The sequence below is a fragment of the Mesorhizobium sp. P2_E7 genome, assembly GCF_056403855.1.
On sequence record NZ_JBFUER010000001.1, the window covers coordinates 2578623 to 2604850 of the forward strand.

Genomic DNA, 26228 nt, shown 5'->3' on the forward strand with positions numbered 1-26228 from the left:
AAAAAGCAGGGCCAGATGGCAGCCCTGTCCATATGGCGGTCCAAGGCAAGTTTGCCCTCAATGCGCGTCCGGCGGCAGCGCCTTTGGCGTAACGTTGCGCAGGAATGGGACCAGCGCAGTCGCAATGACGAAGGCGACCATGATGACCAGGAAAGCATCGGCATAGGCCATGGTCGAGGCCTCGCGATAGGCCAACTGCCAGAGCTGCTTCAGCGCCGCGGTATGGCCATCATCGACGGCGCCCGGCAACTGCCCATAGCGTGCGCCCACATTGTCGAGCAGCCGCATCGCCGCCTCGTTTTGCGGCGTCAGATGCGAGGCGATGGTCAGGAAATGGAAGTTGGTGCGATCATTCAGGATCGCGCCGCAAATGGCGATGCCGACCGCGCCGCCGAGATTGCGCATGGTGTTGAACAGGCCGCTGGCATATTTCAGCCGCTCCGGCGGCAGGCTGCCAAGGCCGAGATTGACGCTCGGCGCCACGGCAAACACCTGCGGAAAGCCACGGAAGATTTGCGGCAGCAGCAGCTGTGCGGCGCCCCACTGGCTGGTGATGGCGGAAAAACTCCACATCGAGGCGCCGAAGGAGGCCAGGCCGAACATCATCAGCCAGCGCGTATCGAAGCGCTTGGCGAGGAAGATGTAGACGGGCACGCCGACCATCGACGCGACGCCGGTGGAAAACACCGCGAGCCCCGTCTGATAGGCGTCGTAGCCGCGGACATAACCGAGGAACAAAGGCGTCAGATAGATCGTGGCAAAGATGCCGATGCCGGTGACGAAGGAGAGAAAGCAGCCAATGGCGAAGTTGCGGTTGCCGAAGGCGCGAAAGTCGACCACCGGCTGCGCATAGGTCAGGCTGCGGATGACGAACAGGACCAGGGTAACGCTGGCCAAGATGGCGCCATTGCGGATCGTTGCGTCGTCGAACCAGTTCCAGCGCGTGCCCTCTTCCAGCACATATTCGGCCGTGCCGAGACTGACGGCCATCAGCACCATGCCGATATAGTCGGCGCCCTTCAGCAGCGACGGATCGGCCTTGTCGATCTTGACAAGCAGCGCGACGAGGATGGTGATGATGGTGCCGGGAACGACGTTGACATAAAACAGCCAGTGCCAGTTTAGCGTGTCGGTGATCCAGCCGCCGATGACAGGCCCGAGCGTTGGCGCGATCGACGCGATGCTGCCGACCACCGCTGCCGCATAGACGCGCCTCGGACCCTGGAAATAGTGGAATGACGAGGTGAACACCGTCGGGATCATCGACGCACCGAGCAGCCCCTGCAGCGCGCGGAACACGATCATGCTTTCGATGCTCCAGGCGAAGCCGCACAGCATGCTGGCCAGCGTGAAGCCGGCTGCCGAGAAGGTGAACAGCCAACGCGTCGAGAACACCCGGGTGAGCCAGCCCGACAGCGGGATGACGATGATTTCCGCCACGAGGTAGGAGGTCTGAACCCAGCCGATCTGGTCCTGCGCCGCCGACAGGCCGCCGCCAATATCCTGCAGCGAGGATGCAACGATCTGGATGTCGAGCAGCGCGATGAACATGCCAACGCACATCACCATGAACGGCAGGATGCTGGTGATGAAGGATTGCGGGCGCTCGGACATGACGCCCTCAGTGCGAAGCGGTATCGACGGTGACCGTGGTCGACAGGCCCGGCCGCAGCGCGACCTTTTGCGCCTGGTCCTGGTCGATCGCGATCCGGACGGGAACGCGCTGGACGATCTTGGTGAAATTGCCGGTCGCATTCTGCGGCGGGATGACGCTGAAAATTGCTCCCGTCGCCGGCCCCAGGCTGGTGACGTGGCCTTTCAGCGGCGCGTCGGGCGCGATGTCGGTGTAGACCGTCGCGGCCTGGCCGTTGGTCATTTCGCGCAGCTGGTCTTCCTTGAAATTGGCGTCGACCCACAGGCCCGATGCCGGAACGATCGTCAGCAGATAGCTGCCCGGCGAGACATAGCTGCCGACCTGCGCCAGCCTGTTGCCGACCACGCCGTCGATGGGTGAGCGTATCTCAGTGAAGCCAAGATCGAGCTCGGCCGTATCGACATCCGCCTTGGCCGCCGCTACTGCGGCGGTCGCTTCGGCGATCTGGGTGTTGAGCACGTCGAGCTGCTGCTTGGCGGCTGCCAGCCCCGCGCGCGAGGCGGCGACGGTAGCCTTGGCCTGACCGTCGGCGGCAAGGCTTCTCTGCGCATCCTGCTGCGTTCCGGCCCTGGTGGTGGCCAGCACCTCATAGCGCTTGGCATCCTGGGCGGTGAAGGTCGCGGCAGCGCTCTTGGCCTCGAGATCGGCCTCGGCCTGCTCGATCACCGAATTCTGCAGCGAGACCTGGGCGCGCAGATTGTCGAGGGCCGATTGCTGTTGTTGGACGGACGCCTGCGCGTGCTCCAGCGCCGCCTTGAACGGCCGATCGTCGATGCGGATGATGAGCTGTCCTGCGGCGACATGCCGGTTGTCCTCGACGAGGATCTGATCGATGTGGCCGGCGACCCGCGGCGCCAGCGGCGTCACGTTGCCGCCGACATAGGCGTCGTCTGTGGAGACAAGGAAACGGCCTGCCTGCCACCAGTCGACGCCGTACCATCCAGCGAGGCCGATCGCCACCAGCGCGCCCAGCATCAGCAACGGCTTGCGGCGCGATTTGGCATGCGTAGGGATTTGCACAGTCGACGGCTGCGCTGGCTGCAACTCGGCAGCGGATAAGACCTTGTTCATTTGCCCCGCGCCTCTTCGCGACTTTGGTCAAACAATGTGTTGTCGATGAGTGGAAGGCCTGAGCCTTCGCTGCTGAAGCGATAGCGCTGCCGCATGCGGTCGGTCGCCGTCGGCCCCGTCGCCAGGGTGAAGCCCTCGCTATCGAGTTCGCTGCCGGTTTGGCGGTCGACCAGAACCGGCTCGGCCCAGCGTCCATCCGCTCTGTCCACCACGACCAGGCTCGGGCCTTCAGGGGCCAGATGCTTGTTGCCCCAGGCGAGCAGCGAAAGCAGAACCGGGCGGAAATCGCGCGCCTTGGCGGTCAGAACATACTCATGGCGAAGTGGCCGTTCGCAGTAGACACGCTTCTCGAACAGGCCGCGCTCGACCAGGCTGTTCAGCCGCCGCGTCAAAATGTTGGGCGCAATGTCCAGGCTCTTCTGAAACTGGTCGAAGCGCGTCAGGCCCTGGAACGCGTCCCTGAGCAAAAGAATGCTCCACCACTCGCCGACGGCGTCGAGGCTGCGCGCAATCGGGCACGGGCGGTTTTCGAAGCTTGTCTTTGCAACCATGACAGAGGTCTCTTTCAAAATGAAAGTGACACATAGTCATGTTAATTGCATTATGCAAGTCACTCAGCCGTGATCGCGGAGAGGAGCGCTCGGAACGAGGGCGCCTGCACGCCGATACGGCAGCTCAAAGTTGGCAGGCAAGCCCGCGATGTGGAGTCAGGACGATTTGGTCAGATGCTCGCGTGCCTGCGCATGCTCGCCGAACCGCGCAAGGCAGAGGCATGAGTGAAGGGGCTCGGGGCCGGTATAAATTCCGCCCCGCTCGCACAATAGGTTCGCTATCGGCCTGCGCCATCCTCACCCATGATTGATCCACGGGAAGATTGGGAAACGCGGCCAAAGCCTCTATATCGAAAGGCATGGATGCATCGAACGAACACGCCCGGAACGACGAGCTTCTCCAAGACATCCAGCGCCTGTCCTTCGAGTATTTTCTCAATGAGGCCAACCCTGCCAATGGCCTGGTCGCCGACCGCAACACGGCCGCGTCGCCTGCCAGCATAGCCGCCGTCGGGCTTGCCCTGTCGTCCTATCCCGTCGGTGTCGAGCGCGGTTTCATGACCCGCGCCGCTGCAATCGAGCGAACGCTCGCTACCCTTCGCTTCTTCTGGAACGCCCCGCACGGACCGGAGCCCGATGCCACCGGCTATAAGGGTTTCTACTATCATTTCCTCGACATGCAGACCGGCCGCCGCGTCTGGAAGTGCGAACTGTCGACGGTCGATACCGCACTTCTGCTGGCCGGCGTCCTGGCCGCCGGCGCCTATTTTGACCAAGACGACGAACCCGAACTGGAGATCCGCCAGCTCGCCGATGCGCTCTACCGCCGCACCGACTGGCGTTGGGCGCAAAATGGCGGCGCCACCGTCACCCATGGCTGGCGGCCCGAAAAAGGTTTTCTGCGCTATCACTGGCAAGGATTTGACGAGGCGCTGATCCTCTACGTGCTTGGTTTGGGATCGCCGACACACGCGCTGCCGCCTGAGAGCTACGCGGCCTGGCTGTCCACCTACAAGTGGAAGACCATTTACGGCCGGGAGCTGATCTATGCCGGACCGCTTTTCATCCACCAGTTCTCGCATATCTGGATTGACTTTCGCGGCATCCGCGATGCCTTCATGCGCGATCACGACAGCGACTATTTCCAGAACACCCGCCAGGCGACCTACCTGCAGCGCGACTATGCCATCCGCAATCCGAAGGGACTGATCGGCTATGGCGAAAACTGTTGGGGCGTCACCGCCAGCGACGGCCCAGGCCCGATCAAACGGGAAATGACGATCGATGGCCGTCGCTTCTACGGTTATCTCGCACGCGGCGCACCGTTCGGCCCGGATGACGGCACGCTCTCGCCGTGGGCGGCGATCGCCTCCTTGCCCTTTGCGCCGGAGATCGTGCTGCCGGCGCTGCGCCATTTTCACGAGATGGACCTGCACGTGGGCAATCCTTACGGCTTCGTCGCAAGCTTCAATCCCACCATCGCCGCCGCCGACGGCCGCGCCTGCGGCTGGGTATCGCCGGACCATGTCGGCATCAATCAGGGGCCTATCGCCCTGATGATCGAGAATTACCGAACGGACTTCCTGTGGCGGCTGATGCGCCGCGTGCCGGCTATCACAACAGGTCTGCGCCGCGCTGGTTTTTCCGGCGGTTGGCTGTGACGGACAGCGATCTATTCCGCACCATCGTCAATGAAAAAGGGCGGCGCAAGCGCCGCCCCCTTGGGAAGATGATTGATCCTTGGGAGGATAAGGCTCAGGCCGCCTGGGCTTCGCCGGCAATCGCGTCGGCCTGACGCGCAGCCTTGAGCACCCGGGCCCACCAGGCAACGTCGTTGACCAAGGCAGCGCCTGCCTGGTTCAGATGCTCGATCTCCTCGAGCTTCTTTTCGCCCTGGCGGACCGCCAGGAAGTCACCCCAGGCGATGTGGACGGCGGACTTGACCGGCGCCATCTGCAGCTCGACGGCGGCTAGGCGCAGATGTTCGACAGCACGCGAACCGCCGACACTGCCATAGCCGACAAAACCGGCCGGCTTCTTGTTCCATTCATTGGCGGCGTAGTCGATGGCGTTCTTCAGCACGGCCGTCGGGCCATGATTGTACTCGGCGGCGGTGAAGATGAAGCCGTCGAACTCGGCGACCTTCTTTTGCCAGCGCTGCGCAACTTCGTTCTGCGAGGGCGCCCAGGCGGACGAAGCGACTTCGTCGAAGAAGGGCAGCGGCCAGTCACGCAGGTCGACGATCTCGACATCGATGTCGGCATGCGACTTGGCGATCTTGGCGATCCACTGGGCGGGCACATCAGCGAAACGCGCGGCGCGTGTCGAACCGACGACAATGGCGATTTTGGGCTTGGACATGGGGCTCTCCATATATGTAAAAGCTGGTATCGTTTGGATACCGGCGCTATATGAGATACTGACAACTGGCCGCGCAAGGAGGCACCGTTTTGTTACTGAGGCACCCGCACAACACCGAAGACTGCCGCGCCGTCTCGGAAATCCTGCAACGCGTCGGCGACAAATGGACCGTCCTGGTCGTCGGCAAACTCGGCGGCGGGCCGCTGCGCTTCAATGAATTGCGTGCGGCCGTCGGCGGCATTTCGCAGAAGATGCTGACCACCACTTTGCGCGGGCTGGAGCGCGACGGTTTCGTCACCCGAACCGTGTTCCCGACCATCCCGCCACGCGTCGACTATGAGCTGACAGAGCTCGGCCATGAGCTGCTGGTCCCGGTCGGCGCGCTGGGCGCTTGGGCGCGCAAAAACACCGAGCGCGTCCAGGCAGCGCGTGAAAGATTCGACGGCGCTAACGCCTGAAAACCATTGCGTTGCAAGGGTTTATGAAATTCCAACGCGAGGGCGCGTGGCCCAGGTTTGACCGGATCTGTATCGCATCGCTTGTCACGCCGTCGCGACAAGACTGCAGCGTCTCGTTCGCCGGCGCATGATCATCTTGAGGCTGATAAGCAGCTTCCGCTGACAGGCCCTCAGGCCTTTGTCGCGGGGTTGCTGCAACACATCGCGCCGCACGTCTCGACGCCTGCAGCCCGCTGGGCGGTCCGCTCGTTGCCAACGGTCCGGTCGCGCGCACAGGCGACGCTTGGAAGCTCTTTCCTGATCTCGGTATAGGCGGTCGTGCACAGCAGACAGACCAGCGCGACAAGGGCTGCCACGAGCCAGCCGTTCAGCATGTGTTGACGCATTGTCTTCCCTCCGCCATCCGCAGAATCGGATGGGAAGGCAACCATCGGATGTCGCGCAGCGCATCGGCCACGTGGGGGATGTTACATAAGCACAAGCTTGGGCGAATCGACTTGCGTCAGCTTTCCGCTGGAATCGGCTTCGGCTTGCCGTCGCTATCCAGCGCCACCATGACAAAATCGGCATGGGTGACCTTCTCCATCAGATCGGAGAGGTAGCGCTGCGCCCAGGCTTCGACCTTGAGCGTCATCGAGGTGCGGCCGACGCGCTCGACTTGGGTGTAGATGCACAACGTGTCGCCGATCTTCATCGCCTTGGCGAAGGACATCTCCTTGACCGCCGCCGTCACCACGCGGCCCTTGGCGCGCTCGGCGGCGCGGATGCCGCAGGCAAGATCCATCTGCGCCATCACCCAGCCGCCGAAGATGTCGCCGGCGGCGTTGGCATCGGCGGGCATGGCCAGCGTGCGCAAGGTCAGATCGCCGACCGGCCGTCCGTCCGCGTAGTGCACCATGCGCCAAATCCCCTGAAACGATTGCCCTCGATCCCGTAGCGTCATGGCGTTGACAGGTCAACGCGATGCGCGAGGCCGGCTGCGCGTGATGTCGTTTCCCTGGTGACATTTCCGAACCATGCGCCTTCCAGTCGCTTTTTTCACAACGCATGCCGGAAGGCGCGGCGACGCGGCGAGCCTGCCGCGTCTAGGCTGCGGCCAGTTTTCCGGAGCCGTCCAAATTCACATGCAGACCTATGACTTCATCATCGTCGGCTCCGGCTCGGCCGGCTCGGTTCTCGCCGACAAACTGTCGGCTTCCGGCCGTTACTCGGTGCTGGTGCTGGAAGCCGGCGGCACCGACCGCCGCTTTTACGTGCAGATGCCGCTCGGCTACGGCAAGACCTTCTTCGACCCGGCGGTCAACTGGAACTACAAGCCCGAACCGGATCCCGGTCTCGGCGGCAATGTCGACCATTGGCCGCGCGGCAAGCTGCTGGGCGGCTCGAGCTCGATCAACGCCATGGTCTGGATCAGGGGCGCGCGCGAGGACTTTGACGACTGGCGCGATGCCGGCAATCCCGGCTGGGGCTATGACGATCTGCTGCCCGGCTTCAAGGCGATCGAGGACAATGAAGCCGGCGCCGACGCATGGCGCGGCACCGGCGGACCGCTGCACATCACCGACACGACGAACGCCGTCCATCCGCTGACCAAACGCTATCTCGCCGCCGGCCAGCAGGCCGGCCTGCCGCTCAACCCGGACTTCAACGGCGCTGCCCAGGAAGGCGTCGGCACCTACCAGATCTCGACCAAGGGTGGCCGCCGCATGTCGGCCGCGCGCGCCTTCCTGCGCCCGGCGATGAAGCGCAAGAATGTCCACGTCGAGACCAACGCGCTGGCGACCAAGATTCTGTTCGAGAGCAAGCGCGCCGTCGGCATCGAGTATTTGCAGAACGGCGAGACGAAGACGGCGCGGGCCGGCCGCGAGGTCATCCTGTCCGCCGGTTCGATCAACTCGCCGCAGCTCTTGCAGTTGTCCGGCGTCGGCCCTTCGGCGCTGCTCAAGGGGTTTGGCATTCCGGTCGTCCACGCCAACGAGAATGTCGGCGCGCACCTGCAGGACCATGTCGGCATCAACTACACCTTCAAGGGCAAGGTGCCGACGCTCAACCAGATCCTGCGTCCCTGGTGGGGCAAGCTGCTGGTCGGCATGCAATACATCCTGACCCATTCCGGCCCGCTGTCGCTGTCGATGAACCATGGCGGCGGTTTCTTCCGCACCGACCCGGCGTTTTCACGCCCCAACATGCAGCTCTACTTCCAGGCCTTCTCGACCGTCATTACGAAGAGCGGCGAGCGGCCGATCCTGACGCCGGACCCGTGGCCGGGCTTTTCCATCGGCCTGTCCAATTGCCGCCCGTCGAGCCGCGGCGAGATCATGATCCGCTCCAGCAGCCCGCGCGATTACCCCAAAATCGTCGCCAACGCCTATTCCACCAATGCCGATGTCGACGAGATGCTGGCGGCGGTGAAATTCGTGCGCAAGATCGCCTCGATGCCGGCCATGGCCGAGATCATCGCCGAAGAAGTCTTGCCGGGGCCATCGATCCAGTCGGACGCCGACCTGATCACCGATTTCAGGAAGCGCTCGGGCACCGTCTATCACCCAGTCTCGACCTGCCGCATGGGCCCTGATGCCGGGAGCGCCGTCGTCGACTCGCGCCTGAAAGTACACGGCCTCGAAGGCTTGCGCGTCATCGACGCCTCGATCTTTCCCGCCAACATCACCGGCAACACCAACGCCGCCGCCATCATGACCGGATGGAAGGGCGCCGAACTGGTTCTGGAGGACCAAAAATGAAGATCACCGACGTCAAGACCTGGGTTGTCGGCAATCCGCCGCCAGGCATCGGCGGCAAGTATTTCATCTTCGTCAAGCTGACCACCGACGGTGGTGTCGTCGGCTATGGCGAGGCCTACAACGCCACCTTCTCGGCCCACATTACGGCCAAGCTCGTCGAAGACATGGCTGAGCGCTACTTGATCGGCCACGATCCGCACGACATCGAGAACTTCTTCCGCCGCGCCTATTCCTCTGGTTTCACCCAGCGCCCCGACGTGACCGGCATGGGCTGCTTCTCGGCGCTGGAAATGGCCTGCTGGGATATTGTCGGCAAGGAGGCCAACAAGCCTGTCTACAAACTGCTCGGCGGCCAGGTGCACGAAACGCTGCGCACCTACACCTATCTCTATCCGCACACCGGCAGCGTCCATTCGGAAGACGCGCCGGACGGCAGGAACGTCTACAACGACCCCGAAATGGCGGCAGCCTGCGCGCTCGAATATGTCGAGCAGGGGTTTACTGCCGTCAAGCTCGACCCGGCCGGCCCTTACACGGCCTTTGACGGTCACCAGCCGCGCCTCGTCGACATCGATGTCTCCACCCGCATGATCAAGGCGATCCGCGAAGCCGTCGGCACCCGCGCCGATATTCTGTTCGGCACGCATGGCCAGTTCACCGCATCGGGCGCGCTGCGCATGGCGCGCGCCATCGAGCCTTATGATCCGCTGTGGTTCGAAGAGCCGGTGCCGCCTGATATGCCGGAAGTAATGGCGCAGGTCGCCCGCGGCACCTCGATCCCGATTGCCACCGGCGAACGGCTGACGACCAAGTTCGAATTCGCCCGCGTCATCGAAAACCGTGCCGCAACCATCTTGCAGCCGGATCTCGGCCGCTCCGGCGGCATTTTGGAAACCAAGAAGATCGCCGCCATGGCCGAGGCCTATCATATCCAGATCGCGCCGCATTGCTATTGCGGGCCGATCGTCGGCGCGGCCAACATCCAACTGGCGGTGACGCTGCCCAATTTCCTCATCCTGGAATCGCTGAAGCAGTGGGATGGCTTTCACGCCACGCTGTTGAAGAAGAAGATCGAGTGGCAGGACGGCGACGTCATTCCCTCGAAGGAACCCGGCCTCGGCGTCGAACTCAATGAAGCGGTCTGCGACGCGCATCCCTACACCGGCAAGGATTTGCATCTGCAGATGATGCAAACGCCGCTGATGCCGTGAGCGAGCGCTACGCCTTCATCGGCCTTGGCCATCTCGGCGGCAACCTTGCCGCCAGCCTGCTGCGCAACGGTTTTACCGTGACCGTCTTCGACCGCGACCCCGCAGCCGTCGAGCGCATGGTTGCGCTCGGGGCGCTGGCGGCAGCCAACCCCGCAGAAGCAGCAGCGCTGGCCGGCAATGCCATCTCTTGCCTGCCCTCGCCCAAGGTCAGCGAAGCCGTGCTTGCCGGTCCGGGCGGGCTGCTCGAAGGTCTGCCCAAGGGCGGCACCTGGATCGAAATGTCGACCAATGGCCGCGACGAGATTCTGCGACTTGCCGCCCTCGCCTCGGCCAAGGGCGTCGAGACGCTGGAGTGTCCGGTCACCGGCGGCGTGCACCTCGCAGCGGTCGGCAAGATCACAGCGCTGGTCGGTGGCGATGCAGCCCTCTACGAACGGCATCGGCCGGCCATCGAAGCGATGTGCGCAAAATCGTTTCTGATGGGACCGATCGGCTCGGCGGCGGTCATCAAGGTCATCACCAACATGCTGGCCTTCATCCATCTCGTCGCCGCCGGCGAAGCGCTGATGCTGGCCAAACAGGGCGGGCTGGATCTCGCCCAGTCCTACCACGCCATCGTCGCGTCCTCCGGCAACAGCTTCGTTCATGAGACCGAAAGCCAGCTCATCCTGAATGGCTCCTACGACATCGGCTTCACCATGGACCTGGCGCTGAAGGACCTCGGCTTCGCGCTTCGCATGGCCGAACAATCCGGCGTACCGCTCGACCTTGCCGCGCGCGTCAACGCGATTTTCGAGCAGGGCAAAGCGGCCTATGGCGGCAGCGCCTGGTCGACCCAGATCGTCAAACTGCTAGAGGATGCGGTCGGAACCGACCTGCGCGCGCCCGGCTTCCCGTCCAAACTTGAGACCTAGCCGGCAAAGCATTTAGCCAATGTCTTCAGCGGCTTGGTCTGGCCTTCAGAATCAGCGCCTAAGGCACTTGATTCAATATCTCAACGTCAGCGCACCGGGCAGAATCTCGAAGGTCGCGGGAATACGCCCTGGCGATTCGCCATCTATGTCGACAAGCGCGCCATTTTTCTCGACATCGCCGAGCGGTTCGACCACCACTTTCCGGCCGCGCAATATGGTGATGGCCGGATGATTGCGATGCCGTCCGCCATAAAGCAGGCGGATGTCCCAGATCAGCTTCAGCTTGCCGGCCGCGCGCAGGATGACGATGTCGAACTGGCCGTCGGCGAGCTCGGCGTCCGGTGCGATCATCATGCCGCCGCCGAAGAACCTTCCGTTGGCCACCGCCACCAGCGCCATGCGCGCTTCGACCGGAGCGCGGTCATCGACGGTGATCCGGACATCCTGAAAACGGTAGCGGATGAACTCGACCACTGTGCGCCACAGGAACAGCGCCTTTGCCGACATCTTGCCCTTGCGCTTGTCGGCATTGACCGCGCGATCGGTCGCGCCGGACAGGCCGAGGCTGGCGATGTTGATGAAATGGCGGCTGGCCAGCGCGCCATGATCGTCGATGTAGCAGATGCGCCCGGCATCGACCTTGCGCGCCTTGGCCTCGGCGATCCGTTTCAGCACGGCATCCACCTCTTTCGGCAGGCCGAGCCCGCGGGCGAAGTCAATCCCGGTGCCGCAAGGCAGCAAACCGAGTTCGGTTGTCCGGCCGCTCTCGTCGAATGCCTGCAGCAAGCCGTCCGCCACCTCGCTGGCGGTGCCGTCGCCGCCGGCCGCGATCACCAGATCGAAGCCGCTGGCCGCGAGGTCGAGCGCCAGCCTTTCGGCATCGCCCTCGGCTTGCGTCTCGCGCAGCTCGAATTCGCCGAAATGCTTGTTCAGCGACGCGGCGACCTCCGGCCAATGCCGTTTCAGCCGGCCGCCACCCGCAATCGGATTGAGCACCACCCCGACTTTCAACGACGCCTCCCCAAAAGGACGGCGGGACGTGGTGGCCGCAGAGTCCTTTGCCGGCATTGAAACCCGTGCCGACCGCCGGAGCAAGGGGCACTGCCGATGGGAGTGTCAAAAAGCGGGAAGGCTGTCTAAAGCAGCAGTCGCAAGAATTGCGAGATTCGTGGCAAATGATCCCCGATAATCCCGTTATCCACAGGCTCGCGCCCATTCCCCAAAGCCCTTACCCGGCGTAAGTTTAACTCATCTCAGGCGGCTACCGATCGCCACGCCGAAAGGCAAAGCGAAAAGGCGGATTTCCTGAGGCCCGTACGGCCCGAAGCGAGAGCAGGCTTGCCTGTTTTAGGGACGGATGCCGAGACCTACGGGGCCGCGGAAAGCGTGCGAACGCCGACGGCGGACCGATGCTGCCATGAAGGACGGCAAAACCTTCGATGGCACGCTGAGCGAAGCTCGCAAGGGTGGAGAACGGCGTGGCCTGGAACGGGCATCGCCCTCGGGTGGTGACTGGCAGGGCCGTCAAAATCAAGGCCGGCATGGCGCGACATCTTTAGGGAAGTTGCTGCCTGACTGGTTCCTGATCTGACAGGGAGGCGCTGGGAGAAATCCCGGCGCCGACTGTCTTTTGGACCCACACACCTTTCCAGCTGGGGCTGCAACCCTCGGTAAAATCGGCTAACGTCCTGTCGGCGGCCGAGCTTGCGCCGCCCGAAGGCGCCCGCGCGCTGTTCAGCCAGCCGATCCCGGTCGATCCGGCCACGCGCCGCACTGGGCTGATTGTCGCCGTGCGCAAGCTGCACCTTCTGCTGCCAGCGCTGCTGAAGGCAGGCGCAAGGCTGGAACACGTCTACGATTACTGAAGCGGCGACGGCCGCACTGCGACGAGGCCGGCCTCCACGCCGGCCTACTGCTTTGGCCCGATGCCCGGGATCAATTTGAGGACCGAGTTTATATATTCCGGCCGTACAGCGCCGCTGATGAGCGTGAAGGTGGCGAGCATGATGCTGGCCAGGGCTCCGTCATGCCAAGGCCTGAAGGCCAGAGCATCGACGGCATAAGCCCAGAACGGGAAAGCGAGCATCGACATGACGATGTTGGCGCCCGGAGCCTCCGCATTGTCGGCGGCATCGCTCACCGATTTCAGGTACACTGGCGTCATTGCCAGCGCGATGAACAGCACGGCCCATGAAATGGTCCAGACGCTGATGCCGGCCATTTCAATCTTGTAGATAGCTGCCCGGACGTCCCCCGGGATATTCTTGGAGTCTGCGGCCACCGCATCGGTCAACGCCTTGGCGGCTGGCTTCTCGACCGCATTGACGAGGATGGAATTGACGAAGATGAAAAAGGCCACGACCTCGGCAGGCACATATTTCGCCACCCGGTCGAGATAACCATCGCCGTCTTTCGAGTCCGTTTCGCCCTGACCGTTCTGCCCGCCTTCGTCGTCTTCAGCGCCTGCAACGGCCTCAAGCCCCGGCCTGCCTCTCGACACCACCGCGGACCGGACAATTCTTCCCATGGTACCCCCCGACATTTGTTGTATCGCACCGTCAGTATCGTAATAGAAAACCGCTCCAGGAAACAGTTGTCGCTGCGATAGAAGGCAATGTTTATTTTGCGCTTCTTTCCGCAAACGCTCCATGGCCACCACCCATCTGCTTTCGGGCGTTTCGAAATCCACCTATAGTGAGCCGCTCCCGAAAACGTATCGACTGGCTCGTTGCAGGAGCGCGGCCAAATTCCCGCCTTGTTCGCGCGCGATGGAAAGGCGGGCTGCCGGGGGGCAATCCGAAGGACAAGACCGTGATCAAGACCGCCCTTGTCGCCATGACCATCGTCGGCTGCGACTGCGACGCCAAGCTTTGCGAATATATCGGCGAGACGCCGGCAAAGTGGGCGACCATCGCCGACTGCGAAGCGGCGATGAAAAGCCAGATGCTGCACCAGAAGAACTTCGACTATCCGCTGGTTTCCGGCATCTGCCGCACCAAGGGGTCGGCTTCCTCATCACAACTGGCGGCGACCGCATCCCGCCCGGAACTGAAGCCGGCCAGCCGGAGTGTTCAGTCGGAAAGCCCATTGCCGCCGGAACTGAGCCACCGGCCGAGCGTTCCCGTCGGCTCGCCGACGACGGCCATGGAAGCGGCAGCAGCCCGGCCCGTCGCCTACGAGCAGGTGGTCGATGGCGGAACCGGCGTGCTCTACCGCACCAGGAACGGCTATGCGGTGGTCAAGACCGATCTCGGCCGTGCCGCCTCGGCAACGGTCGGCATGGCCAAGCGCTCCGCGAACTGGCTGGCAGGACTGCTGCCCGGCGGGTTGTGAGCGGACGCGCCGTTCGGGGCCAATACCGCACCGTCGTACTGCCGTTGAAAACTCCAGGTAGATGCATGAAGGTGTGAGGCATCGACACGGAGGAGCGCCTTTCCATGAAGCATGCAATTCGCGTGATGCTGTCCCTGATGCTGGCGTCCGTTCCGATTTCGGCCGGGGCGCAGAATTCCCAGCAGGGCGACGACAAGGTTGTCAACGTCGCAAGGGACGATCCGGACATGGCGGCGGCAATTGCGCAAGCGCGCGCCAGCCTCGATCAATTCCTGGCACTGTCTGAAGCACCGCCGGCCGGAACCAGCGAGTACAAATTGAAGGTCGAGGTCAAGGAGGGGGACAACTCGGAGCACTTCTGGATCATCCCCTTCCACAAGACCGCAAGCGGCTTTGTCGGAACGCTGTCGAATGAACCGCAGGTCGTGCACAATGTCGTGGCCGGCCAAGAGCTCGAATTCACCCGCGACGAGATTTCCGACTGGGGCTACACCAAAAACGGCCGCCAGGTCGGCAGCTTCACCGTCTGCGTGCTGTTCAAGACGATATCGAAGGAAGAGGCCGACTATTATCGCCAGAATTACGGCTTCGACTGCTGATCCGCGTCAGCCGGGCTGAACCTCGCCATCCGTCGCGCCGATCTTGCGCACCAGCGCTGCCGTCGCCAGGATCGCGCCCATGTCGGCGATCATCGGCGCGATATGCGTGGTGTAGTCGAGCGGCACGGAAATGGCGGGCAATTCGAAAAAGTTCTTCGACTGCGGCAAAAGCAGGAAACCGTCGCTGCCGTTGAGCGCCACCCGCGCCGGATCATCGCGCCATGTCTCATGCAGCCATTTCAGCGCCTGCGCCAGCCGGCCGGTCACCAGCGGTTGGGCAGCGGCGACATTGTCGGTGCGGAATTCATAGTCGCCATCAAGCAGCGGATCGCCGCTCGACAGCTCCTGCATCTTGCCGGCGAAGATGCCGCGGAAGAAGCCGACGACAGCATTGCTGCGCCGCGTCGCCACCAATGTGCCTGGGAATGGCGCGATCGTCTCGAAGGCGACGATGACACCCTTGAAGACCGTCGACGAGCCTTTGCCCGTGCCCTGGCGCAACTCCGCCTCGTAAAGCTCGAACGGAAACTCCTCGTAGCGGCCCGACACGATGTCGTCGAAGCTCTGCCGGTTGAAGGCGCCGACCACGGCGCGCGGCAGCCGGTCGAAGGAATTCGGCGTCACGCTGTGCTGGTAGCGCACATCCCTGATGAAGCCGAAGATGATCGGCAGCAGCGTGTCGCGGAACGATTGCTGCAGCCGCGTCGCCGGTCTCATCGCCAGGAAATAGAGCAGCAGCGCCGCGAAGAAACCAACGACATAGAGGAACACATGCGGTGTCGAGAACCACTGCTCGTTCAAGTCGGCGACCTTGTTGAACAGCCAGGCCACCAGCGCGACGAAAACCAGCAGCAGCCCCAGAAAGACCGGCACCCGCCAGCGCACCTGGCGATAGGCCGAGGCGCGTCCGGCCTCATAGGCTTCGATGTTTTTCCTGATGCCGGCGATGACCGTTTCATCAGGCATGAACTCAGCTGCTTCCATCGCCCCCTCGCAAGCCCATTTCGCCTACCATACCGTTTTTGCGGAAAGTCGTCAGTCGCCGAAAATCGCCTTCAGTCGTTCCTCGACCTTGCCCTTCATCCGGCCCGCCAGCGCCTCGACCGGAACCAGCCGCTCATGCCCGCCAGCGCGCAGCCGCATGAAAGGATGCATCCGGTAGCCGGCAATGGCGCCACGCTTGCCGAGATCGGCGCTGACGTCGACGACGAAAATGCCGCCGATGCGACCGGGCCATGGCTGTCGCACCAAAGCGGTACCGAGGAAGTCGCCGAGCCCATAGGCGACAAGCGTTTTGCCGACCCACTGCACCGGTTGGACGACATGGGCGTGGTGTCCGGCAATCAGCCCGACGCCATGCGAGGCAAGCTGCCTGGCCAGCGCCTGCGTCTGTGGGCGCGGGAAATGCCGGAACTCCCAGTCCCAGTGCGGAATGGCGCAGCGCAGATCGATGCTCTTACCCGCCGCGCCTCGCTGCCATGCGACCGGGTCGCTCTGCATCGACACACGCTCGGTGAATGGCGCAGCGTCGGCATTGCGCCACAGCGTGAAAGCGGCAAAGCCGATTGTCAGCGGCCCGGCCTTGACCTGCTCGACCGGTCCCTTCTTTGCGGTGCCGATGGTGCGGATGCCGAGCCGCTTCAGCGCCGCAACGGTCTCGTCGAAACCGGCGATACCCTGGTCGAGCACGTGGTTGTTGGCCAGCGACAGCACCAGTTTTTCGCGCGGGATACCGGCGGCGGCCAGTGCCTCGGCGAGGAACCGCTCGCTCATCGCATGGTGCGTACCGAGCCGCGTGCCAAGCGCCACGCTTGGCCGCTCGACCACCGGACTTTCGCAATTGCCGATCACCAGATCGGCCGAAGCCAGCAGCTTGGCGATTTGCGGATCGCATTCGGGCGCGCTGCGATTGGCCACCGCCGAAATGTCGCCGACAAACGCCAGCCGCACCTTCCGCCCCGGCGGCGGATCGATGATGGTTGTCGCCGCGATCGGCGCAAAGTCCCTGACATCGCCGCCGAGCGACGGCTTCAGGAACCGCGGCAGCCATGACAGTTTATAGGAAAGCGGATAGTTCGACACGCGACGCCCAATCGTTTGCCCAATCGGTTGGCTTGTGTAGACGGTCTGCCTGGGAAGTGTCGACCGTCAGCCTCGAAACACTGCCGCCCGTGATGGGCAGACGCGGTGCACTGAATACGTGTATGGTCCGCGCAATGGCATAGTGGAGGAATGAGATGACACGTGTAGCAAGCTTGTTGGCGTCCGCCCTCCTTCTTTTGCTGCCCTTGTCTTCGGCATCCGCCGCGGCGCCCGAAGCGGCAACCGCTTTGTTCGAGGCCAAAACCGTGGCCGACCGCAATGCCGCGCTGACCACGCTCGAGGCTGCGGCGTCAGGCGATCCCGCATCGGCCTATGCCGCCGGCGCGGGCGAGTTCTTCACCGCGCTGGAAATCCTGGCCGGCGGCCTACACCGCCACGGCTTCGACAGCCCGCAATCCTTCATGCTGCCGCTGATGCGGCTGCCGGTTCCCGACAATCCCAATCCCGAACCGCTGACCTATGAGCAGTTTCGCGCCATTCTCGTCGCCTTCCGCGACCGGCTGGAAAAGTCGGCCGCCACGCTTGGCTCGGTACCGGCGGATGCCGATATTGGCGTGGTCATCGACCTCACCCATGTCGGCATCGATCTCAACGAGGACGGCAATATCGCGCCGGACGAAAGCATGGCCGCCATCATGGCCTCGCTGGCGCGTGGCGGCATGGCGCCGGATGATACCGCGCCGGCGCTCACCTTCCGCTTCGATCGCGCCGACGGTTTCTGGCTGCAGGGCTACGCAGAGTTCCTGATGGCGCAAGCCGATTTCTGGCTGGCACATGATTTCCGAAATATGTTCGACGGCTCGTTCCACATGCTGTTCCCGCACGCCAAACTGCCGCTGCAGGACATTCTCGTGCCGCTGGATGGCGGCGCCGGCGGCGGCATGCTGGCCTCCGAATGGCGCATTGCCGACTTCATCTCGCTGGTCCACCTCGTTAACTGGCCGGTGGTCGAGCCCGAGCGCCGGCAGGCGGCCCGCCGCCATCTCCTGGAAATGATCCGGCTGTCGCGCGAAGACTGGAAGGCGATCCGCGCCGAGACCGACAATGACCGCGAATGGCTGCCCGGCCCGCAGCAGAAGGGCGCCAATCCGCTGACCGGGCTCGAAGTCGGCGAGGAGCAGGTGCAGGCCTGGCTCGCCGCCTTGACCATGGCCGAGGATCTGCTCGAAGGCCGCACGCTGCTGCCGCATTTCCGCATCGCCGACAAGGGCATCAACATGAAGCGCTTCTTCGAGGAGCCGAAAAATTTCGACCTGGTGCTGTCGATCACCGGCCCGGCCATCGCGCCCTATCTCGAGAGCGGCAAGATCCTGACCAGCGACGAGTTCGACCAGATCCAGCGCCAGTTCGGCGGCGCCGGGTTTTTGACCTTCGCGCTGTGGTTCAACTGAGGGCAATCGCCAGGCACTCGCGCCACAGCTCCTGACACCCTTGTGTCAGCAGCCTCGGTTCGCCCAATGCCCGGCGCCACTGCACCCTTTCCATTTCGGCGGACTCTGCCCATATTCGGGGCATGGCCAAACTCCCCGACAAAAAGACGCCCTCGACGGCGGGTGACAACAGCGCTTCGCCGCCCAAGCGGCGCAGCCCGCTGACCGATTTCCTCGATGCCTCGGAGCCGCTGCACAAGGGCGGCTTCGCCGAAGCGCCGCAGGCCGACTTCACCGGCACGCCGCTGACCGGCTCGATTGCGGACTGGGCCGAGCAGATCGAGCAGGAGGCCGAAAAGGAAGGGCGTCTCGCCGGCAAGGGCGACGGCGGCAAATCGCCGAAGGCTGCGAAAAAGATCCCGGAGCGCTCCGCCGCGCCGGGCCGCAGTTCACGCGGCACTTCGATGGGCGGCGCCGCCACGGCCCGCGAACGCACCGCCGCCGGCCTCAATCCGGTTGCCGGCCTCGACATCTCGCTGGAAGACGCCGAGACGATGGCCTCGGGCAGCGTCACCGCCACGGTCGCGGCGCTGTCGGCGCTGATCGAATCCGGCAATCCGCTGCACAAGGACGGCGTGTTGTGGACGCCGCACCGCCCTGCCCGCCCGGAAAAATCCGAAGGCGGCATCGCCATCAAGATGGTGTCGGATTTCGAGCCGGCCGGCGACCAGCCGACCGCCATCAAGGACCTTGTCGAAGGCGTCGACAACAACGACCGCACCCAGGTGCTGCTCGGCGTCACCGGCTCGGGCAAAACCTTCACCATGGCCAAGGTGATCGAGGAGACGCAGCGCCCTGCCCTGATCCTGGCGCCCAACAAGACGCTGGCCGCGCAGCTCTATTCCGAGTTCAAGAAATTCTTCCCGGACAACGCGGTCGAGTATTTCGTCTCCTATTACGACTACTACCAGCCGGAGGCCTACGTCCCGCGCACCGACACCTTCATCGAGAAGGAATCCTCGATCAACGAACAGATCGACCGCATGCGCCACTCGGCGACGCGCTCGCTGCTCGAGCGCGACGACGTCATCATCGTCGCCTCGGTGTCCTGCATCTACGGTATCGGCTCGGTCGAGACCTATACGGCGATGACCTTCCAGATGCAGATCGGCGACCGGCTCGACCAGCGGGCTTTGCTCGCCGACCTCGTCGCCCAGCAATACAAGCGCCAGGACATCAACTTCGTCCGCGGCTCGTTTCGCGTCCGCGGCGACACGATCGAGATCTTCCCGGCCCACCTTGAGGACCGCGCCTGGCGCATCTCAATGTTCGGTGACGAGATCGAGGCGATCACCGAATTCGACCCGCTCACCGGCCAGAAGACCGGCGAGCTGAAAAGCGTCAAGATCTACGCCAACTCGCACTATGTGACGCCGCGCCCGACCTTGAATCAAGCCATCAAGTCGATCAAGGAAGAGCTCAAGCAGCGCCTGCAAGAGCTTGAAAAGGCTGGGCGTCTGCTGGAGGCGCAGCGGCTGGAGCAGCGTACCCGCTTCGACCTCGAAATGCTGGAAGCCACCGGCTCCTGCGCCGGCATCGAGAATTATTCTAGATATCTCACGGGACGCCAGCCGGGCGATCCGCCGCCCACCTTGTTCGAATACATTCCGGACAATGCGCTGGTCTTCGTCGACGAAAGCCACGTCACCGTGCCGCAGATCGGCGGCATGTATCGCGGCGACTTCAGGCGCAAGGCGACGCTGGCGGAGTATGGGTTCCGCTTGCCCTCCTGCATGGACAACCGTCCGCTGCGCTTCGAAGAATGGGACGCCATGCGCCCGCTCTCGGTCGCGGTGTCGGCGACGCCCGGCGGCTGGGAGATGGAACAGTCCGGCGGCGTCTTTGCCGAACAGGTCATCCGCCCGACCGGCCTGATCGACCCGCCCGTCGAGGTGCGTCCGGCCAAGAGCCAGGTCGACGATGTCGTCGGCGAGATCCGCGACACCACGGCCGCCGGCTACCGCACGCTGGTCACGGTGCTGACCAAGCGCATGGCCGAGGACCTGACCGAATATCTGCATGAGCAAGGCATTCGCGTCCGCTACATGCACTCCGACATCGACACGCTGGAGCGCATCGAGATCCTCAGGGATTTGCGTCTCGGCGCCTTCGACGTGCTGGTCGGCATCAACCTGTTGCGCGAAGGTCTCGACATTCCCGAATGCGGTTTCGTCGCCATTCTCGATGCCGACAAGGAAGGTTTTTTGCGCTCCGAAACGTCGCTGATCCAGACCATCGGCCGCGCCGCCCGCAACGTCGACGGCAAGGTCATCCTCTATGCCGACCAGATCACCGGCTCGATGGAGCGGGCGATGGCAGAGACGAACCGCCGCCGCGAAAAACAGATGGAGTGGAACGCCGCCAACGGCATCACCCCGGAATCGGTGAAGTCGCGCATCTCCGATATCTTGGATTCGGTCTACGAGAAGGACCACGTCCGCGCCGACATCTCGCAGTTCACCGACAGCGCCGGCGCCATGATGGGCAACAATCTGAAAGCCCATCTCGACGCCATGGAAAAACAGATGCGCGACGCCGCCGCCAATCTCGACTTCGAGAAGGCCGCCCGCATCCGCGACGAGATCAAGCGGCTGCGCGAGATGGAACTGTCGATCTCGGAAGACCCGCTGGCCAAATATGCCGACATGGAAAGCCCGGTCTCCGGCCGCGAGAAGGGCAAGCACAACAAGGGCGTTGCCAAGCATCGTACCGCAGAGGAACAGGAGCGTTTCCGCAAGTTCGACGAGGCGCGTGCCGCCGATGAAGCGGCCAGGGCTGCCCGGTCCAACCTCTTCCGCAAGCCGGCACTCGACGAAATGGGCGCCGATAGCGCTGTGCCGGTGAAGAAGCCGCTGTTTGCAAAACCGTCGCTGGACGATATGGGGCCCGGCACCGACATGCCGACGCCGTCCGGCGCGGTCTCGCGTTCTCTGTTCAAGAAACAGTCGGCGCAGGAAGCGCACGGCTCCGACTTCGGCATTCCGGGCGACGCCACCAAGCCGCTGTTCAAGAAGAACTCGCTCGATGAGATGACGGTGCGCCGGACGGAAAAGCCGGTGGAAGGAAAAGTGCCGGCCAAGCCGCAGCCAATCTCCCCCCAAGTGGGGGAGATGTCCGGCAGGACAGAGGGGGGCGCGAAGGATCGCGACGTCAAGCCAATCGTTCGCCAGCGAACCGGGATTGGTTCTTACGAAGACCCAGGCGACGCTCGCCGCGAAAAGCGGCGGCCTGGCAAGACGGGCAGACCGGGAAAGTAGTTTATTCGAAACGCTGGCGGGACAGCGCCCCCCTCTGTCCTGCCGGACATCTCCCCCACGAGGGGGGAGATTGGCCGCTTCAGCGCCAGCGCTCCGCACTCCCTGCCCCACTTGCCTCCACCCCCGCCTTTGGTGTAATCGCTCCGCACACTCACCGTCTTGTCTTGAAAGGAGGGCTCACGTGTTCACGTTTCATCGTCACCATCGTCAGCGTGGCCCGATTTCTGCCCTGCGAGCTAGCTTGCAGGGCTGACCAGGGACATCGCGGGTTTTTTCCCGCTTCGATTTTTTGGTCTGCCCTTCGTGGTACGCAAAGCTGAGCCTGATGGCCGGTATGCGCACCGTCAAAGTGCATTGAGCCGGTGACCGGCAAAGACCAGAGAAAATCACAATGGCCCTGATCAGCCTCAAATCCCTCGGCGTCACCCTGAGTGCGCCGCTGTTTTCCAATCTCGACCTCACCATCGGCACCGGCGACCGGCTCGGCATCGTTGCCGCCAACGGCCGCGGCAAGTCGACCTTGCTGAAATGCCTGACCGGCGCGATGGAGCCGACCTCCGGCGACATCACCCGCACGCGCGGCTTGCGCGTCGGCCATGTCGAACAATCGGTTCCCCCTGCCCTTCTCGGCCGCACCTTTCACCAGGTAGTGGCTGACGCGTTGCCGCCAGAGCAGGTCGACAGCGAGATGTGGCGTGTCGACGTGGTGCTGGATTCGCTCGACGTGCCGGAGCCGATGCGCGAACGGCCAATGCAGGCGCTGAGCGGCGGCTGGCAGCGGCTGGCGCTGATCGCGCGCGTCTGGGTCACCGACCCCGATGTGCTTTTGCTCGACGAGCCGACCAACCATCTCGACCTCGCCAAGATCAGCCAGCTGGAGACATGGCTGAACGCGCTGCCGCGCGAAGTGCCGGTGGTAATCGCCAGCCACGACCGCGCCTTCCTCGACGCCGTCACCAACCGCACGCTGTTCCTGCGTCCCGAGGAATCGCCGGTGTTTGCGCTGCCCTATTCGCGGGCGAGGCAGGCGCTGGATGAACTGGACGCTTCGACGGCGCGCCGGTTCGAGCGCGACATGAAGGTGGCCCAGCAACTGCGCAAGCAGGCCGCCAAGCTCAACAACATCGGCATCAATTCCGGCAGCGACCTTCTGACGGTTAAGACCAAGCAGTTGAGGGAACGGGCGGAGAAGCTGGAAGACGCGGCGGTATCAGCGCATCGCGAGAAATCGGCCGGCGCGATCCGGCTGGCCAACCGAGGCACCCATGCCAAGGTGCTGATCACGCTCGACGACGCGGCGGTGGAAACGCCCGACGGCACGCTGCTGTTCAAGACCGGCAAGCGCCACATCTGCCAGGGCGACCGCATCGTGCTGCTCGGCCGCAATGGCGTCGGCAAGTCGCGTTTCGTCGCTCTGATCCGCAACGCCATCGCCGAGCCGGACACGGCGGCCAACGTCAAGGTGACGCCGTCGACGGTGCTCGGCTACAGCGACCAGGCGCTGGCCGGGATCAGCGGCGACGACACGCCACTGGCCATGGTCTCGCGCCGCTACGATGTCGGCGAGCAGCGCGCCCGCTCGCTGCTTGCCGGCGCCGGCGTGGTCATCGAGATGCAGGAGAAAAAGATCGGCGTGCTGTCGGGCGGCCAGAAGGCGCGGCTGATGATGCTGGCGCTCCGGCTCGCCAACCCCAACTTCTACCTGCTGGACGAGCCGACCAACCATCTCGATATCGACGGCCAGGAAGCGCTGGAGGAGGAGTTGCTGAAGCATCAGGCAAGCTGCGTGCTCGCCTCGCACGACCGCTCCTTCATCCGCGCCATCGGCAACCGCTTCTGGCTGATCGACAAGCGCCGGCTGACGGAAGTCGAGGATCCCGAGGCCTTCTTCCGTTCGGTGGCCGGAACACACGATTGAGGGATGACTACATAGTCCGGGCCGGCATCTGGAACTACTGCCGGCCCGTCAAAAGTATTGGCGACACATCCATACTTCCCCATCGGCTGGAAAAGGCGCATTCTGAACCTTCAGCAAACTGAGGGGAAGGAACCAGTCATGGGTGGGGCAGACGTCGTCAAGAGCCTTTATGATGCATATGCAAAACGCGACATCAAAGGTGCACTGGACCATTGCGCCGACGATGTCGTCTTCCATTGGGTCGCCGAACCGGAGGCCCGGTACACCGGAGTTGCCAACGGCAAGCAGGAGTTCCTTGCCCGGCTTATGATGCTAGATCGCGACTTCGACTACCAGAGCTATGTTCCGGTGGAGATCATCGACGGCGGCGACAAGGTTGCGGCGCAGGTGGAGATCCATTTGGTGCACAAGGAAACCGGCCGCAAGCTTCTCGCGCGCACCGCCAATTTCTGGACGCTGCGCGACGGCAAGGTCGTCAAGATGATTGAATATTACGACACCGCCTTGGTCGCATCGGTGATTTGAAAAAAAGTTTCAGCGCTCTGTCGGATCGCCTGATTCTGCCGCGTCCTTGGGATGCCGACACAGTGATGCCGGCTTCATCTGAGGAGAAAGCATCATGTCCATTCTGTCATCCATAGGTCGCGTCGCCACCCGTTACGCACAAAACCGCGCCCGCCATCGCAGCGAGCGCGAGCTGCTGTCCCTGCCGATCGAACTGCGCAAGGATATCGGCTGGCCGGAAATCGTCATCGACGCGCAAAACGGCCCGCGGATCTGCAGGGCGCCCTGACCATGCGGTCGGGAAATATCGATGCAGGCCGCCATGGGGCGACTGTTGCTCAGTCATGCGTATCGCCCGACAGCGGCGTCGCCTGCATCGATCCGCGCTTTTCGAACGCCTCGAACCAGCGCGCCAGCCGTGCCCACGCGCGAAACGACGGCAGCTGGCGGAACGCCATCCAGGACAGCGTGGTGGCGAGCGCTATGTGGCCAACATGCAGCAGCGCCTCATCGTCCAGCGTGCTGTCGATCCAGTCGTAGCTCGCCTCGATTTTTTCGCGGTAGCCTTCGGCAAGGGCGCCGTAGCGCAATTGTTCGGGTCTTCTTTCCGTCTCCCAACGCAAGGCTATGCCCGTCTGCGCCAGGCCTTGAGCGACTGCTTGCAGCCGCAACGCCTGCCAGCGCGCCTCGCCATCTGGCGGCAGCAATTTGCGGCCGTCATGCAGCGTGTCGAGATAGGCGCAGATGACATCGGAATCGAAGAGCGGCGACGCATCCGGCCGCAGCAGCACCGGCACCTTGCCAAGCGGGTTTTCGGAATAGACGCGCGCATTGCGCAAGGTCGGGCTGGTCTCGTGATGAATGACCTCGAGCCGATCGGCAAGGCCGACCTCATGGGCAAAGACGAGCGCCTTGCGCGCGAAGGGCGAGTGGGTCTGGTAGTAGAGGATCATTGTCGTCCCAGGCGGTTGAGGAAGCAGTCCTCGTTCTAGCCTGCGGGTGGCGAGAATTGCGCTCTGATTGGGCGCTCCCAACGCAAGTTCATTTCGCGCCAAAAAAATCCATGGCCCATGTAGGATTGCCGCTGCCTCATTCGTCCTAGGGTTCGCAAGGCCAGACCAAAGCCCAGACCAAACGCAAAGAGGAGCAAGACATGACCGACCAGACCCCCGTTCAGCCGGCCGCGAAAGTTCTCGGTGGATTGACCCCCTATCTGCAACTGGACGGCGCCTTCAAGGCCGCCGAATTCTACAAGAAAGCCTTCGGCGCCGAGCAGGTGTTCTTCTATCCGCCCGATGACCAGGGCCGCACCATGCACATCCATCTCCACATCAACGGCTCGACCTTGATGATTTCCGATTTCTATCCCGAAAACGGCATGCCCGCGGTCAAGCCGCAGGGCTACACCATGCAGCTCCATCTCGGCGCCGACGACATCGACGCCTGGTGGAAGCGCGCCGTCGATGCCGGCTGCGAAGTCGCCGTGCCGCTCCAGCTCATGTTCTGGGGCGACCAGTGGGGCAACATGCGCGACCCCTTCGGTGTCGAATGGGCGATGAACGCACCGGCGAAGAAAGGCTGAGGCTCTCTACCTCTCCCCCTGTGGGAGAGGTTGGACTGCCCCGAATTGCTCTTCGCAATTCGGTTGGCAATCCGGGTGAGGGGTAACTTGGTGCCAAGCTGGAACACCCTCAACCGTCTCGGCGCTGCGCGCCGATCCACCTTCTCCCACAAGGGGAGAAGGAAGAACAAGGAGGAGAACCTCATGTCCTACGTCGATGGTTTCGTGCTCGCCGTGCCCAAGGCAAATCTCGATGACTACAAGAGACTGGCCAACCTCACAGGCCCCATATGGATGGAACACGGCGCGCTCGCCTACGTCGAATGCGTCGGCGACGATGTGCCTTATGGCGAGGTCACTTCGTTTCCGCGTGCCGTTCAGGCCAAGGACGACGAGATCGTCGTCTTCGCCTGGGTGGTTTATGAATCCAGGGAAAGCCGCGACACGGTGATGCCCAAGGTGATGGCGGACCCGCGCTTGACACCCGATTGGGGGCCCATGCCGTTCGATATGAAGCGCATGATCTTCGGCGGCTTCCAGCCGTTCGTGGAGCTGTAGCGCT

At 63.4% G+C, this 26228-nt stretch carries 26 protein-coding genes; 15 read left to right on the forward strand and 11 right to left on the reverse strand.

Annotated features, from left to right (window positions below; translation table 11 throughout):
- Positions 1–57 precede the first annotated feature (57 nt).
- From AC1DYC_RS12690 to AC1DYC_RS12700, 3 genes are read right to left on the reverse strand one after another with little or no spacing between them, the layout of a single operon-like run.
- A complete protein-coding gene (locus AC1DYC_RS12690; RefSeq protein WP_477406741.1) occupies positions 58–1614 on the reverse strand; it encodes a DHA2 family efflux MFS transporter permease subunit in 1557 nt (518 codons plus the stop codon).
- Positions 1615–1621: 7 nt separating this feature from the next.
- Complete coding sequence (locus AC1DYC_RS12695; RefSeq protein WP_477406743.1) at positions 1622–2725, reverse strand: HlyD family secretion protein; 1104 nt, start codon at positions 2723–2725, stop codon at positions 1622–1624.
- Positions 2722–3276 (reverse strand): winged helix-turn-helix transcriptional regulator, encoded by a 555-nt coding sequence (locus AC1DYC_RS12700; protein ID WP_477406745.1) that lies wholly within the window; start codon positions 3274–3276, stop codon positions 2722–2724. The genes AC1DYC_RS12695 and AC1DYC_RS12700 overlap by 4 nt, the downstream gene beginning before the upstream one ends.
- Positions 3277–3635: 359 nt before the next feature.
- On the opposite strand from AC1DYC_RS12700, the gene AC1DYC_RS12705 reads away from it, so the two are divergent.
- Positions 3636–4937 (forward strand): glucoamylase family protein, encoded by a 1302-nt coding sequence (locus AC1DYC_RS12705; RefSeq protein WP_477406747.1) that lies wholly within the window; start codon positions 3636–3638, stop codon positions 4935–4937.
- A 94-nt stretch (positions 4938–5031) separates the two neighbouring features.
- On the opposite strand, the gene AC1DYC_RS12710 is transcribed toward AC1DYC_RS12705, so the two are convergent.
- On the reverse strand, positions 5032–5637 hold the full coding sequence (locus AC1DYC_RS12710; RefSeq protein WP_477303006.1) for an NADPH-dependent FMN reductase: 606 nt from the start codon (positions 5635–5637) through the stop codon (positions 5032–5034).
- Positions 5638–5726: 89 nt separating this feature from the next.
- On the opposite strand from AC1DYC_RS12710, the gene AC1DYC_RS12715 reads away from it, so the two are divergent.
- On the forward strand, positions 5727–6095 hold the full coding sequence (locus AC1DYC_RS12715; RefSeq protein ID WP_477406749.1) for a winged helix-turn-helix transcriptional regulator: 369 nt from the start codon (positions 5727–5729) through the stop codon (positions 6093–6095).
- A 170-nt stretch (positions 6096–6265) separates the two neighbouring features.
- Here the strand turns inward: AC1DYC_RS12715 and AC1DYC_RS12720 are convergent, their stop codons facing one another.
- Positions 6266–6481, reverse strand: a complete 216-nt coding sequence (locus tag AC1DYC_RS12720) for a hypothetical protein (RefSeq protein WP_477406751.1) — start codon at positions 6479–6481, stop codon at positions 6266–6268.
- A 116-nt stretch (positions 6482–6597) separates the two neighbouring features.
- On the reverse strand, positions 6598–6993 hold the full coding sequence (locus tag AC1DYC_RS12725; protein ID WP_477406753.1) for an acyl-CoA thioesterase: 396 nt from the start codon (positions 6991–6993) through the stop codon (positions 6598–6600).
- A gap of 226 nt (positions 6994–7219) precedes the next feature.
- On the opposite strand from AC1DYC_RS12725, the gene AC1DYC_RS12730 reads away from it, so the two are divergent.
- From AC1DYC_RS12730 to AC1DYC_RS12740, 3 genes are read left to right on the forward strand one after another with little or no spacing between them, the layout of a single operon-like run.
- Positions 7220–8836 (forward strand): GMC family oxidoreductase, encoded by a 1617-nt coding sequence (locus tag AC1DYC_RS12730; RefSeq protein WP_477406755.1) that lies wholly within the window; start codon positions 7220–7222, stop codon positions 8834–8836.
- On the forward strand, positions 8833–10047 hold the full coding sequence (locus tag AC1DYC_RS12735; protein WP_477406756.1) for a mandelate racemase/muconate lactonizing enzyme family protein: 1215 nt from the start codon (positions 8833–8835) through the stop codon (positions 10045–10047). The genes AC1DYC_RS12730 and AC1DYC_RS12735 overlap by 4 nt, the downstream gene beginning before the upstream one ends.
- Positions 10044–10961: an NAD(P)-dependent oxidoreductase gene (locus AC1DYC_RS12740; RefSeq protein WP_477406758.1), complete on the forward strand. Its 918-nt coding sequence runs from the start codon at positions 10044–10046 to the stop codon at positions 10959–10961. Before AC1DYC_RS12735 ends, AC1DYC_RS12740 begins: the two co-directional genes overlap by 4 nt.
- A gap of 72 nt (positions 10962–11033) precedes the next feature.
- Here the strand turns inward: AC1DYC_RS12740 and AC1DYC_RS12745 are convergent, their stop codons facing one another.
- On the reverse strand, positions 11034–11972 hold the full coding sequence (locus tag AC1DYC_RS12745; protein ID WP_477406760.1) for a diacylglycerol/lipid kinase family protein: 939 nt from the start codon (positions 11970–11972) through the stop codon (positions 11034–11036).
- Positions 11973–12378: 406 nt separating this feature from the next.
- Here AC1DYC_RS12745 and AC1DYC_RS12750 point away from each other — a divergent pair, with 406 nt between their 5' ends.
- The gene (locus AC1DYC_RS12750; protein WP_477303020.1) at positions 12379–12552 is read left to right on the forward strand and encodes a hypothetical protein; all 174 of its coding nucleotides are present in this window, start codon (positions 12379–12381) and stop codon (positions 12550–12552) included.
- A 318-nt stretch (positions 12553–12870) separates the two neighbouring features.
- Here AC1DYC_RS12750 and AC1DYC_RS12755 read toward each other — a convergent pair whose 3' ends face one another.
- Positions 12871–13650 carry a hypothetical protein gene (locus tag AC1DYC_RS12755; protein ID WP_477406762.1) on the reverse strand — a complete coding sequence of 260 codons (780 nt, stop codon included), beginning with the start codon at positions 13648–13650 and terminating at the stop codon, positions 12871–12873.
- A 122-nt stretch (positions 13651–13772) separates the two neighbouring features.
- Between AC1DYC_RS12755 and AC1DYC_RS12760 the strand changes: the two genes are divergently transcribed.
- Entirely contained in the window at positions 13773–14294 is a 522-nt protein-coding gene (locus AC1DYC_RS12760; RefSeq protein ID WP_477303024.1) for a hypothetical protein, read from the forward strand.
- 104 nt (positions 14295–14398) lie between these two features.
- The gene (locus tag AC1DYC_RS12765; RefSeq protein ID WP_477406764.1) at positions 14399–14893 is read left to right on the forward strand and encodes a YegJ family protein; all 495 of its coding nucleotides are present in this window, start codon (positions 14399–14401) and stop codon (positions 14891–14893) included.
- 6 nt (positions 14894–14899) lie between these two features.
- Here the strand turns inward: AC1DYC_RS12765 and AC1DYC_RS12770 are convergent, their stop codons facing one another.
- Positions 14900–15877 (reverse strand): hypothetical protein, encoded by a 978-nt coding sequence (locus AC1DYC_RS12770; RefSeq protein ID WP_477406766.1) that lies wholly within the window; start codon positions 15875–15877, stop codon positions 14900–14902.
- 51 nt (positions 15878–15928) lie between these two features.
- Positions 15929–16975, reverse strand: coding sequence for a CapA family protein (locus AC1DYC_RS12775; protein ID WP_477406768.1), 1047 nt, complete (start codon positions 16973–16975; stop codon positions 15929–15931).
- A 155-nt stretch (positions 16976–17130) separates the two neighbouring features.
- Here AC1DYC_RS12775 and AC1DYC_RS12780 point away from each other — a divergent pair, with 155 nt between their 5' ends.
- From AC1DYC_RS12780 to AC1DYC_RS12800, 5 genes are all read left to right on the forward strand, one after another.
- Entirely contained in the window at positions 17131–18387 is a 1257-nt protein-coding gene (locus AC1DYC_RS12780; RefSeq protein ID WP_477406770.1) for a hypothetical protein, read from the forward strand.
- Between the two features lie 122 nt (positions 18388–18509).
- A complete protein-coding gene (uvrB, locus tag AC1DYC_RS12785) occupies positions 18510–21683 on the forward strand; it encodes an excinuclease ABC subunit UvrB (RefSeq protein ID WP_477406772.1) in 3174 nt (1057 codons plus the stop codon).
- 391 nt (positions 21684–22074) lie between these two features.
- Positions 22075–23601, forward strand: a complete 1527-nt coding sequence (locus AC1DYC_RS12790) for an ABC-F family ATP-binding cassette domain-containing protein (protein WP_477406774.1) — start codon at positions 22075–22077, stop codon at positions 23599–23601.
- Positions 23602–23739: 138 nt separating this feature from the next.
- A complete protein-coding gene (locus AC1DYC_RS12795) occupies positions 23740–24126 on the forward strand; it encodes a nuclear transport factor 2 family protein (RefSeq protein ID WP_477406776.1) in 387 nt (128 codons plus the stop codon).
- A 94-nt stretch (positions 24127–24220) separates the two neighbouring features.
- A complete protein-coding gene (locus AC1DYC_RS12800) occupies positions 24221–24394 on the forward strand; it encodes a hypothetical protein (protein ID WP_477303042.1) in 174 nt (57 codons plus the stop codon).
- Positions 24395–24443: 49 nt separating this feature from the next.
- On the opposite strand, the gene AC1DYC_RS12805 is transcribed toward AC1DYC_RS12800, so the two are convergent.
- Positions 24444–25058 (reverse strand): glutathione S-transferase family protein, encoded by a 615-nt coding sequence (locus AC1DYC_RS12805; protein WP_477406778.1) that lies wholly within the window; start codon positions 25056–25058, stop codon positions 24444–24446.
- Between the two features lie 200 nt (positions 25059–25258).
- Here AC1DYC_RS12805 and AC1DYC_RS12810 point away from each other — a divergent pair, with 200 nt between their 5' ends.
- Both AC1DYC_RS12810 and AC1DYC_RS12815 read left to right on the forward strand, forming a co-directional pair.
- Entirely contained in the window at positions 25259–25687 is a 429-nt protein-coding gene (locus tag AC1DYC_RS12810) for a VOC family protein (RefSeq protein ID WP_112561031.1), read from the forward strand.
- 183 nt (positions 25688–25870) lie between these two features.
- Entirely contained in the window at positions 25871–26224 is a 354-nt protein-coding gene (locus AC1DYC_RS12815; protein ID WP_477303048.1) for a DUF1428 domain-containing protein, read from the forward strand.
- The last annotated feature ends 4 nt before the right edge of the window (positions 26225–26228 follow it).